Annotated in this window: 15 protein-coding genes; 9 read left to right on the top strand and 6 right to left on the bottom strand. The window is 74.5% G+C overall.

Annotated features, from left to right (window positions below):
• The first annotated feature begins 68 nt into the window (after positions 1–68).
• The gene (gene sph, locus ABZ457_RS17115) at positions 69–1,055 is read left to right on the top strand and encodes a sphingomyelin phosphodiesterase (protein ID WP_359158375.1); all 987 of its coding nucleotides are present in this window, start codon (positions 69–71) and stop codon (positions 1,053–1,055) included.
• Between the two features lie 129 nt (positions 1,056–1,184).
• Here sph and ABZ457_RS17110 read toward each other — a convergent pair whose 3' ends face one another.
• The 5 genes from ABZ457_RS17110 to ABZ457_RS17090 all read right to left on the bottom strand — a co-directional run bounded on the left by ABZ457_RS17110 (position 1,185) and on the right by ABZ457_RS17090 (position 9,512).
• On the bottom strand, positions 1,185–1,655 hold the full coding sequence (locus ABZ457_RS17110; RefSeq protein WP_359158374.1) for a hypothetical protein: 471 nt from the start codon (positions 1,653–1,655) through the stop codon (positions 1,185–1,187).
• Positions 1,656–1,864: 209 nt separating this feature from the next.
• Positions 1,865–2,944 (bottom strand): polyprenyl synthetase family protein, encoded by a 1,080-nt coding sequence (locus tag ABZ457_RS17105; protein ID WP_359158373.1) that lies wholly within the window; start codon positions 2,942–2,944, stop codon positions 1,865–1,867.
• 270 nt (positions 2,945–3,214) lie between these two features.
• A complete protein-coding gene (locus tag ABZ457_RS17100; RefSeq protein WP_359158372.1) occupies positions 3,215–5,770 on the bottom strand; it encodes a LuxR C-terminal-related transcriptional regulator in 2,556 nt (851 codons plus the stop codon).
• A 188-nt stretch (positions 5,771–5,958) separates the two neighbouring features.
• Positions 5,959–8,619 carry a LuxR C-terminal-related transcriptional regulator gene (locus ABZ457_RS17095; RefSeq protein ID WP_359158371.1) on the bottom strand — a complete coding sequence of 887 codons (2,661 nt, stop codon included), beginning with the start codon at positions 8,617–8,619 and terminating at the stop codon, positions 5,959–5,961.
• Between the two features lie 197 nt (positions 8,620–8,816).
• Positions 8,817–9,512: a hypothetical protein gene (locus ABZ457_RS17090; RefSeq protein WP_359158370.1), complete on the bottom strand. Its 696-nt coding sequence runs from the start codon at positions 9,510–9,512 to the stop codon at positions 8,817–8,819.
• Between the two features lie 259 nt (positions 9,513–9,771).
• Between ABZ457_RS17090 and ABZ457_RS17085 the strand changes: the two genes are divergently transcribed.
• The 6 genes from ABZ457_RS17085 to ABZ457_RS17060 all read left to right on the top strand — a co-directional run bounded on the left by ABZ457_RS17085 (position 9,772) and on the right by ABZ457_RS17060 (position 17,908).
• A complete protein-coding gene (locus ABZ457_RS17085) occupies positions 9,772–10,299 on the top strand; it encodes a hypothetical protein (RefSeq protein WP_359158369.1) in 528 nt (175 codons plus the stop codon).
• Between the two features lie 269 nt (positions 10,300–10,568).
• Positions 10,569–12,245 (top strand): AMP-binding protein, encoded by a 1,677-nt coding sequence (locus ABZ457_RS17080; protein WP_359158368.1) that lies wholly within the window; start codon positions 10,569–10,571, stop codon positions 12,243–12,245.
• 2 nt (positions 12,246–12,247) lie between these two features.
• Positions 12,248–12,664, top strand: a complete 417-nt coding sequence (locus tag ABZ457_RS17075) for an acyl carrier protein (protein ID WP_359158367.1) — start codon at positions 12,248–12,250, stop codon at positions 12,662–12,664.
• The gene (locus ABZ457_RS17070; protein ID WP_359158366.1) at positions 12,661–15,921 is read left to right on the top strand and encodes an amino acid adenylation domain-containing protein; all 3,261 of its coding nucleotides are present in this window, start codon (positions 12,661–12,663) and stop codon (positions 15,919–15,921) included. The genes ABZ457_RS17075 and ABZ457_RS17070 overlap by 4 nt, the downstream gene beginning before the upstream one ends.
• On the top strand, positions 15,918–17,171 hold the full coding sequence (locus ABZ457_RS17065; RefSeq protein WP_359158365.1) for a cytochrome P450: 1,254 nt from the start codon (positions 15,918–15,920) through the stop codon (positions 17,169–17,171). Before ABZ457_RS17070 ends, ABZ457_RS17065 begins: the two co-directional genes overlap by 4 nt.
• Positions 17,168–17,908: an alpha/beta fold hydrolase gene (locus ABZ457_RS17060; protein ID WP_359158364.1), complete on the top strand. Its 741-nt coding sequence runs from the start codon at positions 17,168–17,170 to the stop codon at positions 17,906–17,908. Before ABZ457_RS17065 ends, ABZ457_RS17060 begins: the two co-directional genes overlap by 4 nt.
• Positions 17,909–18,004: 96 nt before the next feature.
• Here ABZ457_RS17060 and ABZ457_RS17055 read toward each other — a convergent pair whose 3' ends face one another.
• Positions 18,005–19,009 carry a helix-turn-helix transcriptional regulator gene (locus tag ABZ457_RS17055; RefSeq protein WP_359158363.1) on the bottom strand — a complete coding sequence of 335 codons (1,005 nt, stop codon included), beginning with the start codon at positions 19,007–19,009 and terminating at the stop codon, positions 18,005–18,007.
• Positions 19,010–19,292: 283 nt separating this feature from the next.
• Between ABZ457_RS17055 and ABZ457_RS17050 the strand changes: the two genes are divergently transcribed.
• Positions 19,293–20,300 (top strand): CinY protein, encoded by a 1,008-nt coding sequence (locus ABZ457_RS17050; RefSeq protein WP_359158362.1) that lies wholly within the window; start codon positions 19,293–19,295, stop codon positions 20,298–20,300.
• Between the two features lie 104 nt (positions 20,301–20,404).
• Positions 20,405–20,603: leucine zipper domain-containing protein (locus tag ABZ457_RS17045; protein WP_359158424.1), on the top strand; the 199-nt coding region annotated here is incomplete at its 3' end.

The following is a 20,603-nucleotide window of genomic DNA, read 5'->3' as shown; positions in this document are numbered from 1 at the left end:
CGCTTTCATCAGTGGCCAGCCGGCGCCGTGGACGGCTCCGGCGATCGGCTCATCGAAGAGGAGAACCCATGCGTCTTCGCCGCACATCCGGGCCCGGCAGGGCCGCACTCGCCGTCGCGGCGGCAGCCGCACTCGCCGCGCCGCTGCTGACGGCACAGCCCGCGAGCGCCGCACCCCGGCCGGCGCTCAGCGTGCTGACCACGAACACCATGCTGCTGCCCTCGTTCGTCAGCGACAGCTGGGCCCAGAACAAGCGGGGAGAACTGATCGGCGACGCCCCCTACCTCAAGGGACACGACGTGGTCGTGTTCCAGGAACTGTTCGACAACTCCGGGTCGGCCAACGTCACGTTCCGGGCCATGCTCAACGGATATCCCCACCAGACCCCGGTCATCGGGCGCTCCAAGAGCGGCTGGGACCGGACTTCGGGCGACTACAAGGCGTTCGCGCCCGAGGACGGCGGTGTGGCCATCGCGAGCAAGTGGCCGATCACCCACCGCGCCCAGCACATCTACGACCGCGCCTGCGGTTCCGACGCCCTCTCCGAGAAGGGCTTCGCCTACGCACGGCTGTCCGTCGGCGGCTCCCCGGTGCACGTCTTCGGCACCCACCTCCAGGCCGACGACGGCGGCTGCGACCTGGGCGAGGCCCGGTCCATCCGGGCCTCGCAGCTCCTGGAACTGCGCAACTACGTCAACAGCCTCAACCTGCCCCTGAACCAGCCGGTGATCTACGCGGGCGACTTCAACATCGACCGCGCCGGCTCCGAGTACCAGACCCTGCTGACCCGGACCTACTCGGGCGGTCCCTTCTTCGAGGGCGCGCCCTACACGATGGACCCGGTGACCAACAGCGTGGCCCGCAAGCGGTACCCGAAGGAGCCCCGCCAGTGGCTCGACTACGTGATCTACGACGGACGACACAACCGCCCGCTCATCCAGAAGAACCAGGCCATCACCCCGACGTCCCCGCCGTGGAGCGCGGACGGTGAGCTGTACAACCACTACTCGGACCACTACCCGGTGGTGAGCAGGGACAGCGGCAGCAGCAGCTGATCCGGCTCCCGCCCTCCGGGCGGGGTCCCCACCGGGGACCGCCGCTCCCCCGCCCGGAGTCCCCGGCCGGGGCGTCTGCTGCCGAGCCGCGGGCAGGCGCCCCGGCGTCGGCCATCCACCGGGGTGCGATCAGGGCCAGCGCCAACGGCCCATAGTCAGGATGCCGCTCTTCATCATCTTGCTGCTGGGCTGGACGGTCCGTCCCTGAAGTTCGAACACCGCCCACCGGTTGACGTCGAGGGCGCCGCGCACCAGGGCGGTGTGCGGCTGCTCCCGGCCCACGCGGAGCGCAATCGCCTCGTCTACCTGCGCCGCGAGGCGGGGGCGGGCCCAGGGGTTCTCCCCCGGTGCCCAGCAGAAGAGCACATAACTCACCTCCCAGCCCCCGTAGCGGCTCAACGAGCGGTGTCGCTCGATCCGGATCACCACAGGGTCGGGGGACGGCGGCAAGCACTTGACCGCCGCCAGCTCGGCCATGCTCCTGCGCGCCCCGAGCGCCGTCCGCAGGACGACGGCGACCGCCACCACGACGACCGACGCGATCACGGTGGGACGACCGGGCGGGAGCACCACCGCCGCGACCAGGGCGAGAACCCCCACCGCGGCGAATCCCCGCACCCAGGGCAGCGACCCGAACGGCCGTGCCCCACTGGGCGGGCGGCCCGGTTCTCCGCCGTGTGCCACGCACGATCCTCTCCGGGCGCCCCGCCCCCGCGGGACGCCCTGTGACCGCCGGCGCAGACGGAAAGCGCCGGTCCGTTCCGACAAGTCTCGGCACGGACCGGCGCGGAGGGCTGAGCAGTTGTTGCTCAACCCCGCCGTTCGACGACAAAGGTGGCGAACGCCGTGAAACCTTCCCGGATGTCGCGGGGCAGGGCGATCCGGTCCAGGGCCTCCATGGCCCGGCGGATACGGCGCGCACTCTCCCGTCGGGTCCAGTCGCGCCCGCCCGCTTCCTCGATCAGATAGGCGCACCGCTCCAGGAAGAGGTCCTCGGCCTCCTGCTCCTCCCCCGCCGGGGCGGGCAGGTACCGGGAAGCCAGTTCCCGGGAGGCCCGGCCGCCCTCGGCGAGGGCCGCGCACACCGGCAGGGACTTCTTCCGCCGCCGCAGGTCGCTCCGGGCGGGCTTGCCGGTCGCGGCAGGGTCGCCCCATATGCCGAGCAGGTCGTCCGCCGCCTGGAAGGCGAGGCCGAGTTGGAGTCCGAAGTCGGCGAGCGCGTCGGCGACGCCGTCGTCGGCGCCTGCCAGCACCGCGCCCACCGAGGAGGCGCAGGCGAGCAGTGCGCCGGTCTTGCCGGCCACCATGTCCAGGCACTCCTGCGGGGTGACATGGTCACGGCTCTCGAACGACAGGTCACCGGTCTGGCCGTTGACCAGCGCCGTCGTGGCCTCGGCCAGGCGCTGCGCGGCGCGCGCCCGGTCGGTGCGCGAGGCGTGGCCCGAGGTTTCGTCCAACAGGAGGCCAGGGGCGCGGGCGAAAAGCGCGTCGCCCGTGAGCACGGCGAGCGCGGGCCCGAACACGACCCAGGCGGTCTCCCGGTGGCGGCGTTCACGGTCGCCGTCCATGAAGTCATCGTGCAGAAGGGAGAAGTTGTGCACCAGCTCGACGGCTGCGCCTCCCGGCGCACCCGCCCCGGGCAGCGCGCCCACCGCGCCCGCGGACAGGTAGGCGAGAGCCGGGCGGAGCATCTTTCCCCCGCCTCCGGTGGTCAGCCGGCCCTCGCGGTCCGTCCAGCCGAAGTGGTACGAGGCCACGCGGTCCGCGGGCGAGGTCAACCCCGCCACAACGGCCCGCAGCAGCGGCTCAGTCGTCCTGCGGGACAGTTCCAGCAGCTCGGGGACGCGGGAGGGCCGGAGCGCGGAGTGGTCGGTGGGGCTGACGGTCATGAGTGCCTTCCCAGGGGTGTACGGCAATGCGCGCGGGACGGCGCCCCGGTCCGCCGTGAGCCGGGCGCCGCCCCGCTCGGCGGCGCGCCGTACCCCGGCGGGGGTTCCGGGGCACGACGCGGGGCTCCCGTCCAACCGGCGGGGCCACGGCCAGCGTAGGAGGCACAGCAGGTGGCGAACGTGAGTACCCGCTGCTCAAACACCTGTCGGCGACGCTCCGGCCGCGAACGGTGCGCGGGGCCGTGCCGGCCGGGGCACGGCGGCGGGGGCTCATCGGGCGGGTACCGTCGTGGCCAGCTCCCGCAGCAGGGCGCCCAGGGCCCGGCGATCGGAGCTGCGGGTCTTGGCGAACAGGCTGGCGACATGCGTCTCCACGGTGCGCGGCGAGATCAGCAGCCGCTCGGCGATGTCACGGTTGCCGAGGCCGGAGCCCACCAGGCGTAGGACGTCCATCTCCCGGCTGGTGACGCCCAGTCGCGCGAGCGCGGGCGGTACCTCGGAATCGCCGCGGCCCCGGCGCGGCACCGGCGCGCCCGCCGCGCGGAGTGCGGTCCGCGCGGCGCTGGCCAGCCCCTCCTGACCGGCCGAGGTGAAACGTCTCAGCCCTTCCTGGAGCCAGGCCACCGGGGTGCCCCAGCCCTGGGCGAGCGCGTCCCCGGCGATGCAGAGCCGCCCCAGGTCGCGCAGCCACGCCGCGTGCCGGGTCAGCCGGTCCGCCTGCCGCAGGGACCGCTCTGCGGCCGCCGGGTCACCGCGCCGCCCGGCGTCGACGGCCCGAGCGCAGTGCGTCAGGGCTCGGTCGGCGAAGCCCGCAGGCAGCGGCGCGGCGTGCGGCGGGCCGCCGGCGAGGGTCGCCACAAGCACCTGGACGCCCTGCCACGGAAAGGCGGCCGGGGACGGAGCGGGAGGCCCGTAACCGCCCGCTGCTACCTCGGCGTCCAGGCACTCCGCAAGGTCGGTGAGCCGGTGGGAGAGCAGCAGCCGGAGGCGCACGGAGCCCGGGGCGTCGTGCGCGGGAGGCACGGCCCCGTCCTGGCCGGGCGCGAGGTGATCGACGACCCGGAGCAGGTCCGCGGCCTGCTCGCTCAGCAGCTCGGCGCCCAGGCGGTCGGCCAGGACCCGGGCCGCGCCGAGGGTGCGCCGCGCTCCCCGGAGGTCGCCGTCGAGGAGGCCGGCCAGCCCCTGCTGGAGGGAGCACCGGACACCGAGGCCGATGGCTCCGGCGGCCCGGGCGGCGTGGCCGGCCGCCGCCACCGGTTCGGGCAGCCCGGCGCGCAGGAAGTCGACGGTGGCGAGCCCCACCTGCGCCCGCAGGGTCCAGGGGCGGAGCCGGTGCACGGCCGCCACCCGCTCCATCCGGGCGAAGGCGCGGCCCGCGCCGGACGGATCGCAGGTCAGGCGTGCGTTGCCGAGGACATCGAGGGCGTCGCAGAGGAGGGCCGGGCTGGCCAGATCCGCGCAGTCGGTGACGGCGCGACGGGCGAGCGCCGTCGCGCGTCGCGTGCTGCCGTGGGCCAGGGCCGCGTCGGCGGCGGACAGAACGCCGCAGACCACGTCGGCGTCCGGTATCCACGTCCGGCGGGGCACGGTCGAACCCTCGCGCGGGTCGCGGTGCGCCGGGACCGGGGGCCGGGACGCGAGGCGGCTCAGCCGGGAGGCGCTGCGGGACTCCTGCGGGCGTTCCTCGCGGGCGGCCCCGGACTCCCCTGCCAGGAGGTCCAGATGGCGGGCGGCCGTCAGGTCGCCCGCATGGGAGAGGGCCTCCAGCAGCAGCGGGCGGACTGCCGCCCGCTGCTCCGGATGCTCGGCGAGCACCGTCCACGCCTGTGTCAACAGGCTCCGGCAGAGACCGAGTTCACCGCTCGCGAAGCTCTCGCGGGCCTGCTCGTGCAGCAGGTCGGCCACGGCCGACGCCGTTCGGGGCGGGTGGCGGGCGAGCGCCTCGGCCCGGGTCGTCGCGGCGGTCAGCCGTCCGGTGAAGCGGTAGCGGGTCGGCCCGCTGCTCCGGTCGGGGCGGACGAGGCCGACCGCCATCGCCCGTTGCAGAGCCGTGTGCACGTCGGTCGAGGGGTCCCGGGAGACGACGGGGACGGCGCGGGCGTCGAAGGACTCCCCGAGCAGGGCGGCGACCTCCACGATCCGGCGCGCGGCTCCCCCGAGCGCGTCGAGTGACTCCCCGATCCGCGCGGCGGTGGCCGGCGGGAGCGGGGGCAAGGTCAGGTAGCGGGCCACGTCGACGCCCTGGCGGTACTCCCGCAGCAGGAAGGCCACGACCTCCTCAACGGCGAGCGGCAGACCGTCGCACCAGGAGAGGACGGCGCCGGTGACGGGCCGACGGGCGGGACCCGCCGGTACGAGGCGCTGGACGAGCAGTTCCGTCTCGCCTTCGCGGAGCGCGTCGAGATACAGCGGCGGCACGGTCACCAGGCGGTGGACCTGGTCCGTCGCGGCCGACCGGATGCCGTCGTCGCCCGTGACGACCGCGCATCCGCCGTGCAGCCGAACGCCTTCGAGGAGGGCGCTCAACGAGGGCAGCCGCGCCTCGTCGAAGAGGTGCGCGTCGTCCAGGACGTGGACCTCCCCGCCCCGGCCCGGCCGTCCGGGGCGGGGCGCCCCGCCGTCCCACCGGACCGGGACGCCGCGCCGCTCGACGGGCCGCAGCGCCTCCCGCACCGTGCTGGTCCTGCCGCTGCCCCGCGCCCCGAGAACGAGCAGCACCGCGCCGTTGCCCGTGCTCAGGGCGTCCTCGACGGCGTCGCGTATCTGGGTCACCTGAGCCGCACGGCCGATCAGCTGCGCGGGGGATTCGGTGAGCGTGTCCGTCATCCGTCGTACCGCCTTCGTTCAGCGGGCTGCCGCTGGGGCCGTGCCCGGCGAAGGATCCCCCCTCTGCCTGTATGGCATGCCACACCAGTAAGGGCGGACTCGCATGAGCACCCTCTACTCAGCGGTGACGACCCGCGGCGGGAACGGTCGGGGGCGCCGCGGAACCATCGGCCCGGGACGCCCCGCTCTCAGGAAGTGACGTTTCCCCCTGCGCCTTCGCGGAGGGCCTGGACGAGGTCCCGCCGGGTGGTCACGCCGAGCTTGCCGTAGACGTTCTGCAGGTGGTTGTTGACCGTGCGCACGGACAGGTGGAGCGAGGCGGCGATCTCCTTGCTGGTGCTGCCGTTCGACGCCATGAGGGCGATCTCGCGCTCGCGGTGGGTGAGGACGCTGGCGTTCGCCGCGAGGAGGAGCAGCGGAGTGCTCGCGCCCTCGCATAGGGCGGCGTGGGCGTGCGCCTGCTGGGCCGCGGCGGCGGCCTTGCGGCTCTCGCCGGCGCGGCGGAGGGCGGCGGCCGCCGCCGCGGCCGCCTCGGCGGCCAGCAGGTGGGCGCCGATCCGCTCCATGGCGCCGGCTGCGGCGAGCAGGGCGGCCGGTTCGTCGCGGGCGAGGGCCGCGGCGAAGTCGGCCCGCGCTCCTCCGAAGGGTCCGTCGCAGCTCTCCGCGGCTTCCGCTAGCCGGCCGGCGACGTTCTCGGCGCCGCCGAGCCGGGCGACCTCGGTCAGCAGAACCGCCTCGGAGGTGAGGTGCCCGGTGGAGCGGGCGACGGCAGCGGCCTCGGTGAGCGTCGCCCGTGCTTCCGCCAGCCGGCCGCGGGCGACGAGAAGCCATGCCTCACCGAGGCGTTCCTCGCCCGCGAGGATGCCCCTCGGTGAGAAGGTGCGCGCCTCCTTCGCAGCGGCGGCCGCCGCCTCCACGTCGCCCAGCACCGCCGCGCAGGCGGCGATGCCGCCCAGCGCGAGGCGCAGCCCCTGCGGCTGGGCGTGGGACCGGGCCAGGGCGGCGGCCTGGGCGAAGAGGACCCGGGCGGTGGCCGGCCGGCCGGCGAGCCAGTGGGTCCGGCCCAAGTGGTGCGCCGCCCAGACCTCGGGGAGCGGGGCCCTGACCTCGGTGAGTTCCTCCAGGGCCCGTTCGCCCGCCTCACGGGCCTCCGCCAGCCGGCCCGACTCCGCGTGCGCGAGCCCCATGACGACGGTGTGCGAGGCGGGGTGGGGCACCAGGGCCCGGGCCGCGAGGCGCAGATGCGCTGCGTACGCGTCCTCGCCCCAGGCGATGGCCTTGTCGGACTGCCCCGTCATGGTGAGGGCGTCGGCCTTGAGCAGGGCGCCCTGCACCCAGATGTTGATGTCGGGAGCGGCGGCGGCGTCCTCTTCCAGGTCCGCGAGGAGGGGGAGGGCCTGGGCAGGCTGCCCGGTGAACGCCCGGACCGTGCCCTCGCTGACGCGCAGGAGGTGCAATGCCGTCTTGTCGGTGAGCGAGGACTGGGCGCTCTGCACGATTTCCAGGGCGCGGTCGGGCTGGTCGGCGAGGAAGAGGTTCCACACCCGCGCGAGGGTGGCCGCCAGCCGCTCCTGGTCGTGGTCCGCCCTGCCGGCGGCATCCGCGAGGACGGCCTCGGCCCGCTGCCAGCGGCCCAGCTCGAACAGCGCCTCGCCGAGGAGGAGGGACACCGGTACCGTGTCGGCCCCGTCGGGGAGTGCTTCCAGGAGCCGGACGACCTGTTCGTACTGGTGGGCGTGGCGCGCCAGCGCGGCGGCCCGGACGATGAGGCCGGGGTCCGCGGTGCCGGTGGCGGCGAGCTGCCAGGTGGCCATGTGCAGGGCGTCGTCCCGGCGGCGGGCACCGCTGGTCCGGACCCGTTCGGTCTGCTGGAGGAGGATGTTCCGGCGGCGCAGGACGGGCACGTCGGTGCCGAGGAGTTCGCCGTAGAGCGGGTGGGCGAGCTGGACGGAGACGCGCTGCCCGTCGCTCAGGACCCGGATGAGCCCCGAGCGTTCCAGCCGCTCCAGCGCGGCGGGCGGGGCGACGGCCTCGGCGTCCGTGAGGGAGACCGGGCCGCACACCGCGAGGAGTTCGAGGGCGGGCCGCGCGTCGTCGCCGGAGACCTCCAGCCGGGAGCGGATCAGTTCCGCGAGACGGGGGGTGCCCGTCGGCCGGTCCTCCACCAGTTCCCAGATCTCGCCGTCGTTGGCGAAGGTCCCCGCGTCCAGGGCGCCGCGGATCAGCTCGCGGAGGTAGAGCATGTTGCCGCCGGACGCCCGCTGGAGTTCGTGCAGGGTCCGCTGCCCGACCGGTCCGCCGAGGATGGACCGCAGCACGGGCCCCAACTCCTCGATACCGAAGGGGCCGAGGTCGACGCGGAGGGTCGCGTCGTCGCTCAGCGCCTGCACCGCGCTGCCGACCGCCTCGCCGGTCCGCACCGTGCCGATGAGCCGGATGACCCGGGCGTCCATGAGCTGCCGGAGCAGTACCGCCGAGGTGGCGTCGAGCAGGTGGACGTCGTCGACCCAGATCGCCCAGCGGGACTTCTCGGGACCGGCAAGGGCCGTCGCGACCTCCGAGAACGCCCTTACGGGGTTGTCGAGATCGACGCCGTCGGGGATGAGGTGGGCGACGGCGCCCAGCGGCACGGCGGAGGCCGGGGCGGTGGCGCTCGCGCGGGCCGTGCGCCACTTCCGTCCGGCGGCGCGGGCGAGGAACTCCTCGGCGAGCCGCGACTTGCCGACGCCGGCGGCGCCGTGAACGACCACCCCGCGGCAGCGGGGGGTCTCCCAGGCCCGGTCGAAGGCCCGGAGCTCGCGTTCACGGCCCGCGAGGGGCCAGTGGGACGCCTCGTTCTTGGCCGTCACGCCCGGCCCCGCCCTTCCGGGCCACCGGGACGACCACATGACGGTTCGGGGAGCGGAGAAGCAAAGTCGTCAAGTCGGCTCATTGGCCGATTTTAGCCCACCCGGGTCGGCCCGCGCCCCTCCGTCACCGCACCGGCATATGACCGAACGGGGCGACGGGGGTGGCGGGATTCGTATGCCGCGGACTGACCCGCGCGTCAGTTGACGGGCGCGAAGGTGCGGAGCCGGTAGTCGAGGATGCAGCCGCCGTCCGGCTGCTGGTCCACCATTCTGCCGCCGCGGTCGAGGTTCCGCAGGGTGGCGTGGGTGAGGGGCTCGGTGAACTCCGTGACGTTGCAGGTGTCGTCGCTGGCGCTGGTGTAGTCCCAGTCACGGAAGTGCGCCGAGAGCCGGACGCGGTCACCGGGGTAGACCTTCAGCAGGACCACGTTGTTGTTCTTGGCCTTGGGGTTGTCGCACCGCAGGTAGCTGGCGGACTTGCACATCATGACCTTGTCGAACCCGTACCAGACGTCGTCGTCCAGCCGCTTGAGGCAGTCCTTGGCGTCGTTGTAGCCGGCGGTCTCGTTGCTGTACCGGGGGTACTCCCAGTGCTCCCCGTCCCAGGAGTAGCAGTTCGCCTGAGGCTCCCACTTGCCCCAGTTCAGACGGGTGCCGGAGGCCCGGGCGCCGGTCGCCGTGGTGTGGGTGGCCATCGTCCCGAACGCCTCGGACTGGTTGCAGAAGTCGACCAGCGTCGCGCAGTCCCCGGCGTCCGCCGGCTTGTACCGGACCCACTCCACGGCCACCAGGTACGCCTCGGGGTCCGCGGCCTGGGCGGGCGCGGCCGCGCCCAGGGCCGTCAGCAGGCCGACCGCGGCCAGGGAGGTCAGACGTCTCACAGTCCTGCGCATGGAGTTCTCCTCGGTACGGGATGGACGTCTCCGCCGGGCCGCGGCGACTGCGGCGGCCGGGCGGGACAGCACCGGACCTTAGGAGAACAGGGCGGCACCGGTCCTGAGCACGGTCTGCTCAACACCCTGGCCCGGAATTCCGGGACCCCGCCCCACCAGGGTGAGTACCACGTGTGCACGGCTGAGTACTCATTGCTCTGACAGCCTTCCGAGCTGGACTCCACAGTGGTCCTGACACCCCATCAACATGGAGTTTTCAGTGACGAGTTCCCTCAGACGGCGCATCGCGGCCACCGGCATGATCTGCGCGGCTGTCCTCGGCGCCTCCTCGACCGCGGCGAACGCCGCGGTCGAACCGTCGGCCAACCTCATGGACGGCACCGCCATGTCCACGAAGTGCACTGCCTGGACCGCGGGCGACCGCGCCGGAATCACCTTCCGGGCGTGCATCATCGACGGCTACCCGCACAACAGCCTCACCAGGTCGGACCGCGTCGCGCTCGAAGTCCGCAACACCACGGGCGGACCGGCGATCGTCTACCTCAACGGCGAGATGCGCAAGCAGTCCGCCAACCCGGCCTACGGCGTCAACGGAACGAAGGTCATTCCGTACGGCCCTCCGACCGGATACGTGGTCGTCAGCGGCAGCAGCTACACCTGGTACGGCGCGTGGCTGGCCGACGAGTGGGCCTTCTGGGAGCAGACAGACACGCGCGAGTCGGCTCGGGCCCAGCTCGGCACGGCGCCCTACGCCAAGTACACCGCTTGGACCGAGTCCAACGCCTGATCCCCTCCCCGGCGCCCCGCTGCGGCGGGCCTTCCCCCGGCACCGCTGCCGGCGGGCGCGCCATTTCGGGGAGGCAGTGCTTGCGCGGCACCGGCGGCGTCCGCCGTGCGAGCACTGGTCGGCGGCCGGCCCGTGATCCGGCCGCCGACCACCCGGGGGTGCCGGACCTGCCGTCCGGCGCCCCCGGGCACACGGAGCCCCGGCGCTCCGCGGTGGTCCGGGCCGTCGCCCCTACCTCGGCACCGCGTGCCGTACGCAAGGAGTCGAACGTGTCATCGCACCTGTGGGAGCTGTTCTCGGCAGCCGCGTCGCCGGGCAGCCGACTGCACCTTCCTTCCGCTGCGGGCGGGCCCCCGGGGGTGCCGCTGCCGCGGCTGTACGAGGACGCCGAGCACACGGCCCGCGCCGTCGGGCGCCGGATCGCCCGGGACGACCGCCCGGCGCGTCTCGGCATCCTGATGGCCAACGGCGAGCCCTGGCTCCGCGGCTTCCTGGCCGCGATGCGCCTCGGGGCCACCGCGGTGCCTCTTCCGCTCCCCGTCGCGTTCTCCGGACCGGACGCCTACGCCCGGCACATCGCCCGGCTCGCCCGGCAGGCGGGCCTGGACGCCGTCCTCGTGGACGCCTCCCTCGGCCGGCATCTGTGTGCCCGGGTGACCGACACCGTGGCTCCGTGCCCGGTCGTCGACGTGACGGACCCCGTCCCGGGGGCGGGCGCGCTGCCGTCCCGCCTCGATCCGGACGCCCTGGCGGTCGTGCAGTACACCTCGGGCAGCACCTCGGCCCCCAAAGGGGTGGCGCTCACGCACCGGAACGTCGCGCACGGCCTGGAGACCCTGGGCGACAGCCTCGGCTGGCGGGCGGACGACGCCTGGGGGGTGTGGGTGCCGCTCTTCCACGACATGGGGCTGATCACCGCGCTCGCCGGTCTGGCACGCGGCTCCTCCGTGTGCCTGTGGAGGCCCGCCGACGCGGTGCGCCGCCCGATGGACTGGCTCGCCTCGTTCGCCGCCTCGCCGGCGACCGCCGTCAGCGTCCCCAACTTCTACTACGACCTGCTCTGCTCCTCCGCCGCGGAGAGCGGCGTTCCCGAGGGGCTCGACCTCTCCCGGTGGCGGATCGCGGCCAACGCCGCGGAACCGGTGCAGCACCGGACGATGACCGGCTTTCTGCGCACCTTCGGACCGCACGGGCTGCGGCCCAGCGCTCTGCGCCCCTCCTACGGCATGGCCGAGGCGACGCTGCTCGTCAGCACCCCGCAGCCGTCGGGCCCGTGGCGGACCGTCGGCGTGGACCGCGACGGGCTGGCGGTCGGCGAGCCCGTCGTGCTGCGCACCGACGGCACCGGCCGCCAGGTGGTCGGCTGTGGGCAGGCCGCGCGGTCCATGGGAGTGCGGATCGTCTCGCCCAGGGGCGAGGTCTGCCCGGAACTCGTCCTCGGCGAGGTGGAAATCAGCGGACCGCCCGTCACCGGCGGCTACCTGGACACGCCGGCCGACCAGCAGCCGTTCCGCCCGGACGGCTGGCTGCGCACCGGGGACCTGGGCTTTCTGCACGACGGCGAACTGTTCGTCACCGGGCGCCTGAAGGGCGTGGTGACCGTGCGGGGCCGGAACTTCCACGCCGAGGACGTCGAGGAGATCGTGCGGGGCACGGCGGGCGCCGACCGGCGGCGGGCCGCCGCGCTCGCGTGGGACAGCGGCGACCGCGAGGAGATGGTGGTCCTGCTGGAGAGTTCGCTGCCCCCGCTCGCGGCCGAGGAGCTGGCACGCGCTGCCCGTAACCGGGTGACCACGCATCTCGGGCTCCACGCGGTCCGGGTGGTCCCGGTCCCGCAGTCGACCATCCCCCACACCTCCTCGGGCAAGGTGCGGCGCCTCGCCGCGCGGGACTTCTACGCGGACCTGGTGCGCCAGGTGCCGCGTGTCGCGGAAGGAGTCGGCTGACCATGGCATCGACGCAGAGCACGGGCCCCCGCACCGAGGGCACCCACGAACAGGGTCCCTCCGCCCCGGGGCACGGTGGCGCGGCGGCGGCCGGCAGTACGGCGCCTGCCGGCGGAGCCCCCGTGCTCCCCGCCGCGCCCCGGGCCTCGGCGGCGCTGCGCCAGGCGCAGCATGCGGTGGCCGAGGTGCTGGGCTGGCCGGACGCGTCCCGGGTGGCCCCCGAGCGGACGCTGACCGAACTCGGCGTCGACTCCCTCGGAATGTTCCGCCTGCTGCAGACGGTGGCCGCCCGGACCGGGGCGCACATCCCGGAGACGGAGCTGTTCGACGTGGTGAGCGTCGCCGACCTCGCGGATCTCATCGCCCCGGAGCTGGAGCCCCGCGATCCCGGCGGGGGGCGGGCGCAGTGGGGCCGGTGACCGCCGGGCACGAGCTCGCCGGGGACGCGTTCCCGCTGACCCCCATGCAGCAGGCGTACTGGGTCGGCCGCCGCGGGGACCACGCCCTCGGCGGGGTGGGCTGCCAGGGCTACTTCGAGTTCGACGGGACGGGCGTGGACCCGGACCGGCTGGGCCGCGCCGCGAAGCTGCTGGTGCGGCGGCACCCGATGCTGCGCGCCCGGTTCCTGCCAGACTGCCGCCAGCGCATCGGCGCGGACTCCCTGTGGCCGGGCGTGACGGTGGACGACCTGTCGGCCGTCCCCGACCCCGCTCCCGCCCTGGCGGCGACACGGGAGCTGATGACGGGCCGGTGCATGGACGCCGAGTCCGGCGTCCTGTTCGACGTCCGGCTCTCGCTGCTGGCCGAGGAGAGGTCCCGGCTGCACGTCCAGGCCGATCTGCTGGTGGCCGACGCGCACAGCATCCGCATCCTGCTGGCGGACCTGCTGCGGCTGTACCTCGACCCGGACGAGGCGGCCGACGACGGCGACACCGGTGACAGCGGGACGCGGGACGGCTACTCGTTCGCCGACTACCTGCGCGACCGCGCGACCGCGCCGGGTGACCGCCGCGAACGGGAGCGCGCCTACTGGGCGGAGGCTGTCCCGGAACTCCCCGGGCCCCCGGCCCTGCCCACCGCTGCGGCTCCCGAGACCCTGCACGGGCCGGTGTTCACCCAGCGCCGCCACGCACTCGACGCCGCCGCGTGGCAGCGCTTCCAGGAGCACGCGCGGCGCCGCGGTGTCACGCCGGCGATGGCCCTTGCCACCGCCTACGGCGAGGCGGTGGGCCGCTGGAGCGCCGAGAACCGGTTCCTGCTCAATGTCCCCGTACTGGGACGGTGGGACGCGGACCCTCGGGTGCAGGGCATGGTGGGCGACTTCTCCAACACGGTCCTCGTGCCCCTGGACACGGGCCCGCCCGCCGCCTTCGCCGACCGCGCGGCGGCCTTCCAGCGGGCCTTCCGCCGCAATCTCGCGCACTCCCGCGACCACTTCGGGGTCGAGGTGCTGCGCGAGATCACCCGCCGGGACCCGGCGCGGCCCGGCAGTGCTCCGGTGGTCTTCACCTACCACGTCACGGACGGCGACTTCGTGTCCGAGGAGTTCCGGCGCACGCTGGGCGAGCTGACCCACACCGTGACCCAGACCCCGCAGGTGTGGCTCGACCACCAGGTGTTCCAGCTCGGCGGCCGCCTGGTCCTCAAGTGGGACGCGGTCGAGGGGCTGTTCCCGCCGGACGTCCTGGACGGCATGTTCGCCGCGTACACCGCGCTCGTGGACCGGCTGGCCGCCTCGCCCGACAGCTGGCGGGCGGTGCCCGCCCTCCCCGTCCCCGGCGAGCAGGTCCGGGCGCGGGAACGCCGGAACGACACGGCCGCTCCTGTGCGCCGCGCCGGACTGCACGAGCGCTTCTTCGCCCTCGCGCGCTCCCGTCCCGACAGGCCTGCGGTCGTCTTCGCCGACCGGACCATCGACTACGGCTGCCTCGCGGACGCGGCCCTGCGCGTGGCCGCCCATCTGACCGGTTCCGGTCTGGTGCCCGGCGAGCCGGTGGGCGTGTGCATGCCGCGCGGCACCGCCCGTGTCGCCGCGCTTCTCGGCGTGCTCGCGGCGGGCGGCGCGTACGTCCCACTCTCGCCCGGCCATCCGGCCGCCGTGCGGGAGCGGGTCGTGCTCGGCGCGGGCGCCCGGCGGGTGCTGGCCCCCGCCCGGGGCGGCTGGCCCGAGGGCGTCACCGCGGTTCCCTACGAACGGGCCCTGAACTCCGTCCCGTTGTCCGCGCCCCGGCCGGTCGACCCGGACCGCGCCTGCTACATCATCGCCACCTCGGGGTCGACCGGCGCGCCGAAGCTGGTCCAGGTGCCGCACCGGGCGGCGGTGAACACGGTGGAGGCGGTGAACGACCGGTACGGCGTGGGCCCGCACGACCGGACCGCCGCGCTGGCCGAGCACACCTTCGACCTGTCCGTCTACGACCTCTTCGGCCTGCTGTCGGCGGGCGGCTCCCTGCTGATGCTCTCCGAGGAGGAGCGCGAGGACCCCGACACCTGGCCGGAGCTGGTGGAACGCCACCGGGTCACCCTGTGGCAGGGGGTCCCGGCCACCCTGGAGATGCTGCTCGACTCCCTGGGGCGCCGCCCCCTGCCGTCCTCGCTGCGCCTCGCGCTGCTCTCCGGCGACTGGATCGGCGTCCGGCTGCCGGACCGGCTGGCCCGCGCGGGCGGTGGGCGCTGCCGCCTGGTGGCCCTCGGCGGCCCCACCGAGACGGCGATCTGGTCCAACGTGTACGAGGTCGGCGAGAAGGGCGTCCCGGCGGGCTGGCCCTCCGTGCCCTATGGGCACCCGCTGCGCAACCAGCTCCACCGGGTGGTGAATCGGGCCGGGCGCGACTGCTGCGACTGGGTGCCCGGTGAGCTGTGGGTCGGCGGGCCCTGCCTCGCCGACGGCTACGCGGGCGACCCGGAGCTGACAGCCGAACGGTTCACCGAGCACGACGGGCGACGCTGGTACCGCACCGGGGACATCGTCCGCTACCGGCCCGGCGGCACCCTGGAGTTCCTGGGGCGGGACGATCTCCAGGTCCAGCTGAACGGGTACCGGGTGGAGCCGGGCGAGGTCGAGGCCGCGCTCCGGGAGCACGGGCAGGTCGCCGAGGCGGTCGCAGTGGTCGATCCGGCCTCCGCCGCTCCCCGGCTGACCGCCTTCGTCACCCCGAGGGACGAACTGGTGGACACCGCCTCCGTCGCCGCGCACCTGCGCGACCGCCTGCCCTCGCACCTGCGGCCCTCGGTCTGCTTCGTCGTCGGTGAGCTGCCCCGGACAGCGAACGGCAAGACCGACCGGGCCACGCTGCGGGACTGGGCGGCAGCCCAGCCGGCGGAAACCACGTCCGGCGAGCCGCCCCGCCCCGGCTGGGAGACCTGTGTCGCCCGCGAGTGGTCCCGGCTCCTGAAGCGCCCGGTCCGCGACCGAGAGGACGACTTCTACGCTCTCGGCGGCGACAGCGTCCTCGCCACCCGGCTGGCCCGGGCCTTGCGCGCCCGCGCCGGTTCGGCGCTGCCCGTGCGCCACCTGTTCGCGGTCTCCACGGTTCGCGCGATGGCGGAGCTCTTCGCCCCTCTGCCATCGCCGCCCGACCCGGGCCCCGAGACCGAGACCGAGACCGAGGCTGCGAATGCGACTGCGACTGCGACCGAGGGCGTTGACGAAGCACGAGAGGACGGAACCCCGTGACCGAGCACAGCAGGAGCACCGAGCTGCTGCGCGCACTCGCCGAGGAGGAGGGCCGGCGCGACCCGTACCCCCTCTACGACGAGCTGCGCCAGCTGCCGGTCGCCTACGACGACCACCACAAGGCGTACGTCGTCACCGGATACGCCGACTGCCGGACCGCCCTGTCGGGGAGGGACTTCGACAGGCCGGCGTCGGACTTCTTCGACCGGCGCATCCCGGGCTGGCGCGAGCATCCCGCGATCGTCTGCGGCAGCCGCATGATGCAGTTCGGCGACGCGGAGAGCCACGCACGCCGGCGGGGCGCGGTCGCCGACTACTTCACCCTCCGCCGGGTCAGGGCACTGGTCCGGCAGGAAGAGGCCGACGTGGAACGGCTGCTGGACGACCTGGCCGGTGCGTTCGAGCGGGACGGGGTGGTGGACCTCCAGGCCGGGCTGTCCGTCCGGCTGCCCTCGGTGACCATCGCCGCCCTCTTCGGCATCCCGGAGGAGGACGCGACCCGGTTCCGCCCGCTGGTCATGGCCATCGTCGCCGGTCTGGAACCGGGTCTGACGCCCCAGCAGCTCACCGCCTGCGACCACGCGTACGCCCGGCTCCACGACTACTTCGCGCGGGTGGTGGCGGAACGTCGGCGCGTCCGCCGCGACGACCTGTCCGGGCACATCGTGGCGAGCCACGACGCGGGCGCGCCCACCGGGCTGCTCGCCGAGGAGATCGTCCCCATGTTCCTGTCGCTCTTCGCCGCCGGGACCATGAACACCGGGAGCTTCATCGGGAACGGGGCGGTGGCACTGCTGAGCACTCCGGGGCAGGCCGAACTCCTCCGGCGGGACCCGGAACGCGCCGAGGACGCGGTCACCGAGATCCTCCGCTACGACGCCCCCATGCAGTTCACCCGCCGGACGACCGTCGCCGACACGGAGATCGGCGGCACGGCGGTCCCCCGGGGCAGCCATCTCGCGGTGGCGCTCGGCGCCGCCAACCGGGACCCCTCGGTGTACGCCGACCCGCACGCGTTCCGGATCGGCCGGCCCGGCCCCACCCCGCTCAGCCTGGGCGGCGGCCGGTTCTACTGCATCGGCGCGGCCCTCGGCCGGCAGGAGGGCTCCCTGGTCTTCCGTCGGCTCTTCCGACGCTTTCCCACCCTGCGGCTCGCGGGTACGCCCGTGCCCAACCTCCGCGCGGTGCTGCGCGGCTACCTGGAGGTTCCGGTGGCCCTTGAGGCCGGGGCGACGGGAGCCGCAGCGTGACAACCCCTCCCTGGCAGGTCTGGCTGCGCCGGCTCACCCGTCCGGAGACACCTCGGTCACGGCTGTTCTGCTTCCCGCCCGCCGCCGCGGGCGCCTCCTACTTCCGCGGCTGGACCGGTCTGCCCGAGGACGTGGAACTCTGGGCGGTCCAGCCGCCGGGCCGGGAGGACCGCCTCGGCGACACGGGCCCCGGCACGGTCGTGGGCACGGCCACCGCCGTCGCCCAGGCCCTCCAGTGGGTGAACGGCGTGCCGTTCCACTTCCTCGGGCACAGTCTCGGCGCGCTGGTCGCCCACGAGACGGTGCTGCGGTTGCACCGGCAGTCGATGCCGATGCCCCGCCGCCTCTTCGCCTCGGGCTGCGCCGCCCCGTCCGCGCACCGCGTCCGCGCCTTCGAGGCGGCCGACGAGGGCGCGGTCGGCGAACTACTGGTGTCGCTCGGGGCCGCGCCCGAGACGCTGGCCGACAGCGACGCGCGAGCCCTGGTGCTCGGCGCGGCCCGCACCGACCTGGCCATGTTCTTCCGCCACCGGCCGGACACCGCACCGCTGCCCTGCCCGGTCACCGTGCTGAGCGGCGCCGACGACCCGTCCGTACCGCACGCCGCCCTGGCGGCGTGGCAGGAGGCGTCCCCGTCCCCTGTGGAGCAACTGGTCTTCCCGGGGACGCACCACTTCCTCCGGGAGAGCGGACCGGCGGTGGCCGAGGCCCTGGCGTCCCTGCTCGAAGCCCCCTGAGGGCGCACGGGACGCCGGGGAACGGCTGCCGGCACCGCGCCCGGACGCGGCCCGGGACCCCGGAGTCCGGACTTCGGAGCCCCGGGCCGGTGCTTGTCAGATCCAGCCGCGTTCCCTGGCCCGCAGCGCCGCCTGCGCGCGGCAGCCGGCGTCGAGGAGCCGGAGCACGTCGGCGACGTATCTGCGGTACGTGCGCACCGAGACCCCCAGTTCACGGGCGGCCGCCTCGTCCTTGGTGCCGTTGCACATGCGGGCGAGGACCAGCAGCTCCCGCTCGCCCGGCTCCGGACCCGAGTCCGACCCCCCACCGGGTGACACGGCGGCCTCGAAGGTCTCCCCGGTCTCCCAGATCCGTTCGAAGAGGGCGACGAGGTGGGTGACGAGTCCGATCCGGCGGGCGAACACGGCACCGCGTGAGGGGTCCCGCGGATCGACGGGCACCACGGCGGTGCTGCGGTCGTAGACCGCCATCCGCTCGGCCGTGTCCCCGGCGACGACCCGTATCTCCCCGCCGTGGGCGGCGAGTTCGCGCAAGTAGTCCCTAGTGGGCGGGTGCTCCAGTGCCCGGTGCGCCACCACGCTCCGCACGCGGACGCCCCGCCGCAGGCAGCGCAGGTCCCGCCTGCGCGAGCGGACGATCCCGTCCAGGGACGGATGGAGGGAATCCGCCACGGCGAGGACCTCGTCGCGGGCGAAGAAGGCCAGGTCGTCGATCCGGTCGTGGATGTCGTCCGCGTGCTCCAGCTGCTCGACGCCGGGGGGCGTCTCCGCGCAGGTGACGGCGTCCGCCCGGAGGCCGTCGAGGAGGTGCCGGGACCGCGTCACCCGGCCCACCTCCTCATGCAGTTGGCCGAGTCTGCGGTCCACCAGGCGGGCGAGCGCGCTCTCCGGTTCGGCCGGGGAAACGGGCCCGCCGGGTCCGGCCAGGTGGAGCAGACCGAGTTCGCTCAGTTTCGCCACCCCGTCGTGGATCTCGGTGGGGCGCGCGTCCAGGACCCCTTCGAGGTCTCCCGCACGCGCTCCGGGTCTGCGGAGGAAGTAGCGGTAGCACTCCTCCTCCAGCGCCGAGACCCCCAGTACAGCCAAGTCGTTCGCGGCCATGCCCAGCACCGTCCTGTGTCCTGCGGGCGATACGCCCGCTGTTCCGGTCCGCACCCCACCCTGGTGGCGCGGTCCGCCGCCGGGCCAGAGCCGGGTCTACTCAACCCCCGCGCCCTCTCCGCCGCCCGTTGAGCGGCGGGTACTCAACTTCCGTCGGCTGCTTGCCCGCTGCCGGGATGCGGGACCACGATCTGCGGCGCACAGGGGTCGACGTCCGACCCGCCGACCGTCGGCCGACGAGCGAGCAGCGACGGCCGACGGCCGACGACCCGTGAGGAGTCCCATGTCCCGAACCCGGGCGCGCCGTCGCGCCCTGCCCGCCGCGGTGCTGACCCTCCCCCTGCTCCTGACGGGTGTGCCCACCCAGCCGGCCCACGCCTTCGGCACCATCAACGGGGCCGGGCAGCACGCCGAGCACGAGCGCATCACCCGGGCGGCCCTCGCCTGCGCTCCGGGCCGGGCCTCAGACGGCCGCTGCTTCGAACCCCGGTCCCTGGACCAACTCGCCGGGCGCACCGGCACCTTCGGCGCGGTCGGTGCCCCCGACTCGGACGAGAACCTCACCCTCGCGGCCCACTGCGACAACGCGGACTTCCTGGACGCCCCGGGATACGCCCGGACCCGCGCCCAGGCCAGCGCACAACTGGTCGCCTGCGTCCAGCACCTCCAGCGGCGTTTCGCGGAGGGCATCGCCGCGGCCCCCGCCGTACTGACGGCGAACGGCACGGGTGTGCGCGGCGCGGAGACCGACCTGTCGAGCGACTGCACCTTCGTCGGCGGCGTCGCCGGCCGCGCGAAGTGCAACGCCGTCGAGGGCTTCGGCCGCGCCCTGCACGGGGTGCAGGACTTCTACGCGCACAGCAACTGGAGCGACTCCCCCATCGCGATCCTGCCCGTCGGTCCGCGCAACCCGCCGGGTCTGCGCCGCACCGGCGCCTCCCCGCTGCTGGCCCTGTCCACGGGCGTGCCGCCCGCCGCCTCGTCGGTGCCGCGCGAGCTGAGCACCGGCTGCTTCTCGCTGCTGTGGGGGTGCGAGGGGCGCATCCGCCACGACGATCTGAACAAGGACCACGGGCTGATCGACCCGCGGACCGGGGAGGCCGGTTCGCCGGCCACGCCGCGCGGCCGGGTGGAGGGGAACTTCGCGCGCGCCGTGCAGAACGCGGTCGCCGACACCCGCCGCCAGTGGAACGACTTCCGGAACCGGCTGATCGCGCTGCACGGGGCGGAGCGGGGGGCCAGGATCGCCTGTGCGCTCACGAGCGACACGCCGGTGCAGAGCTGCCGCTAGGTGCATTGATCACGAGCGTTGTTGACACGGCCCTGGTCTTGAACATGGCGAAGACCTCCGGTGTGGTGGGAGCTGTCTGGGAACTCACCTCACCGGAGGTCTTCGTGGCCCACCGTAATGCCCGGCTGACCGTCTTCGGTAGGAGACTGCTGGTCGAACGTGTCTGCTCAGGCCGTCCGGTCGCTCATGTGGCCGCCGAGATGAGCACCTCCCGGGCCACGGCCCGTAAATGGATCCGCCCATGGCGGGCCGAGGGCGATGCCGGACTGCACGACCGGCCGAGCCGGCCTCGCACGAGGCCCC

The sequence above is a fragment of the Streptomyces sp. NPDC005805 genome (assembly GCF_040630445.1).
Lineage (GTDB): Bacteria > Actinomycetota > Actinomycetes > Streptomycetales > Streptomycetaceae > Streptomyces.
This window is presented reverse-complemented; position numbering and strand designations above follow the sequence as displayed.

What these genes read in the sequence shown, in the direction of transcription:
- ABZ457_RS17075 (WP_359158367.1), top strand. Translation starts at nt 12,248, where the DNA reads ATGGCATCGACGCAGAGCACGGGCCCCCGCACCGAGGGCACCCACGAA.
- ABZ457_RS17090 (WP_359158370.1), bottom strand. Translation starts at nt 9,512, where the DNA reads ATGCGCAGGACTGTGAGACGTCTGACCTCCCTGGCCGCGGTCGGCCTG.
- ABZ457_RS17100 (WP_359158372.1), bottom strand. Translation starts at nt 5,770, where the DNA reads ATGACGGACACGCTCACCGAATCCCCCGCGCAGCTGATCGGCCGTGCG.
- sph (WP_359158375.1), top strand. Translation starts at nt 69, where the DNA reads ATGCGTCTTCGCCGCACATCCGGGCCCGGCAGGGCCGCACTCGCCGTC.
- ABZ457_RS17105 (WP_359158373.1), bottom strand. Translation starts at nt 2,944, where the DNA reads ATGACCGTCAGCCCCACCGACCACTCCGCGCTCCGGCCCTCCCGCGTC.
- ABZ457_RS17055 (WP_359158363.1), bottom strand. Translation starts at nt 19,009, where the DNA reads ATGGCCGCGAACGACTTGGCTGTACTGGGGGTCTCGGCGCTGGAGGAG.
- ABZ457_RS17050 (WP_359158362.1), top strand. Translation starts at nt 19,293, where the DNA reads ATGTCCCGAACCCGGGCGCGCCGTCGCGCCCTGCCCGCCGCGGTGCTG.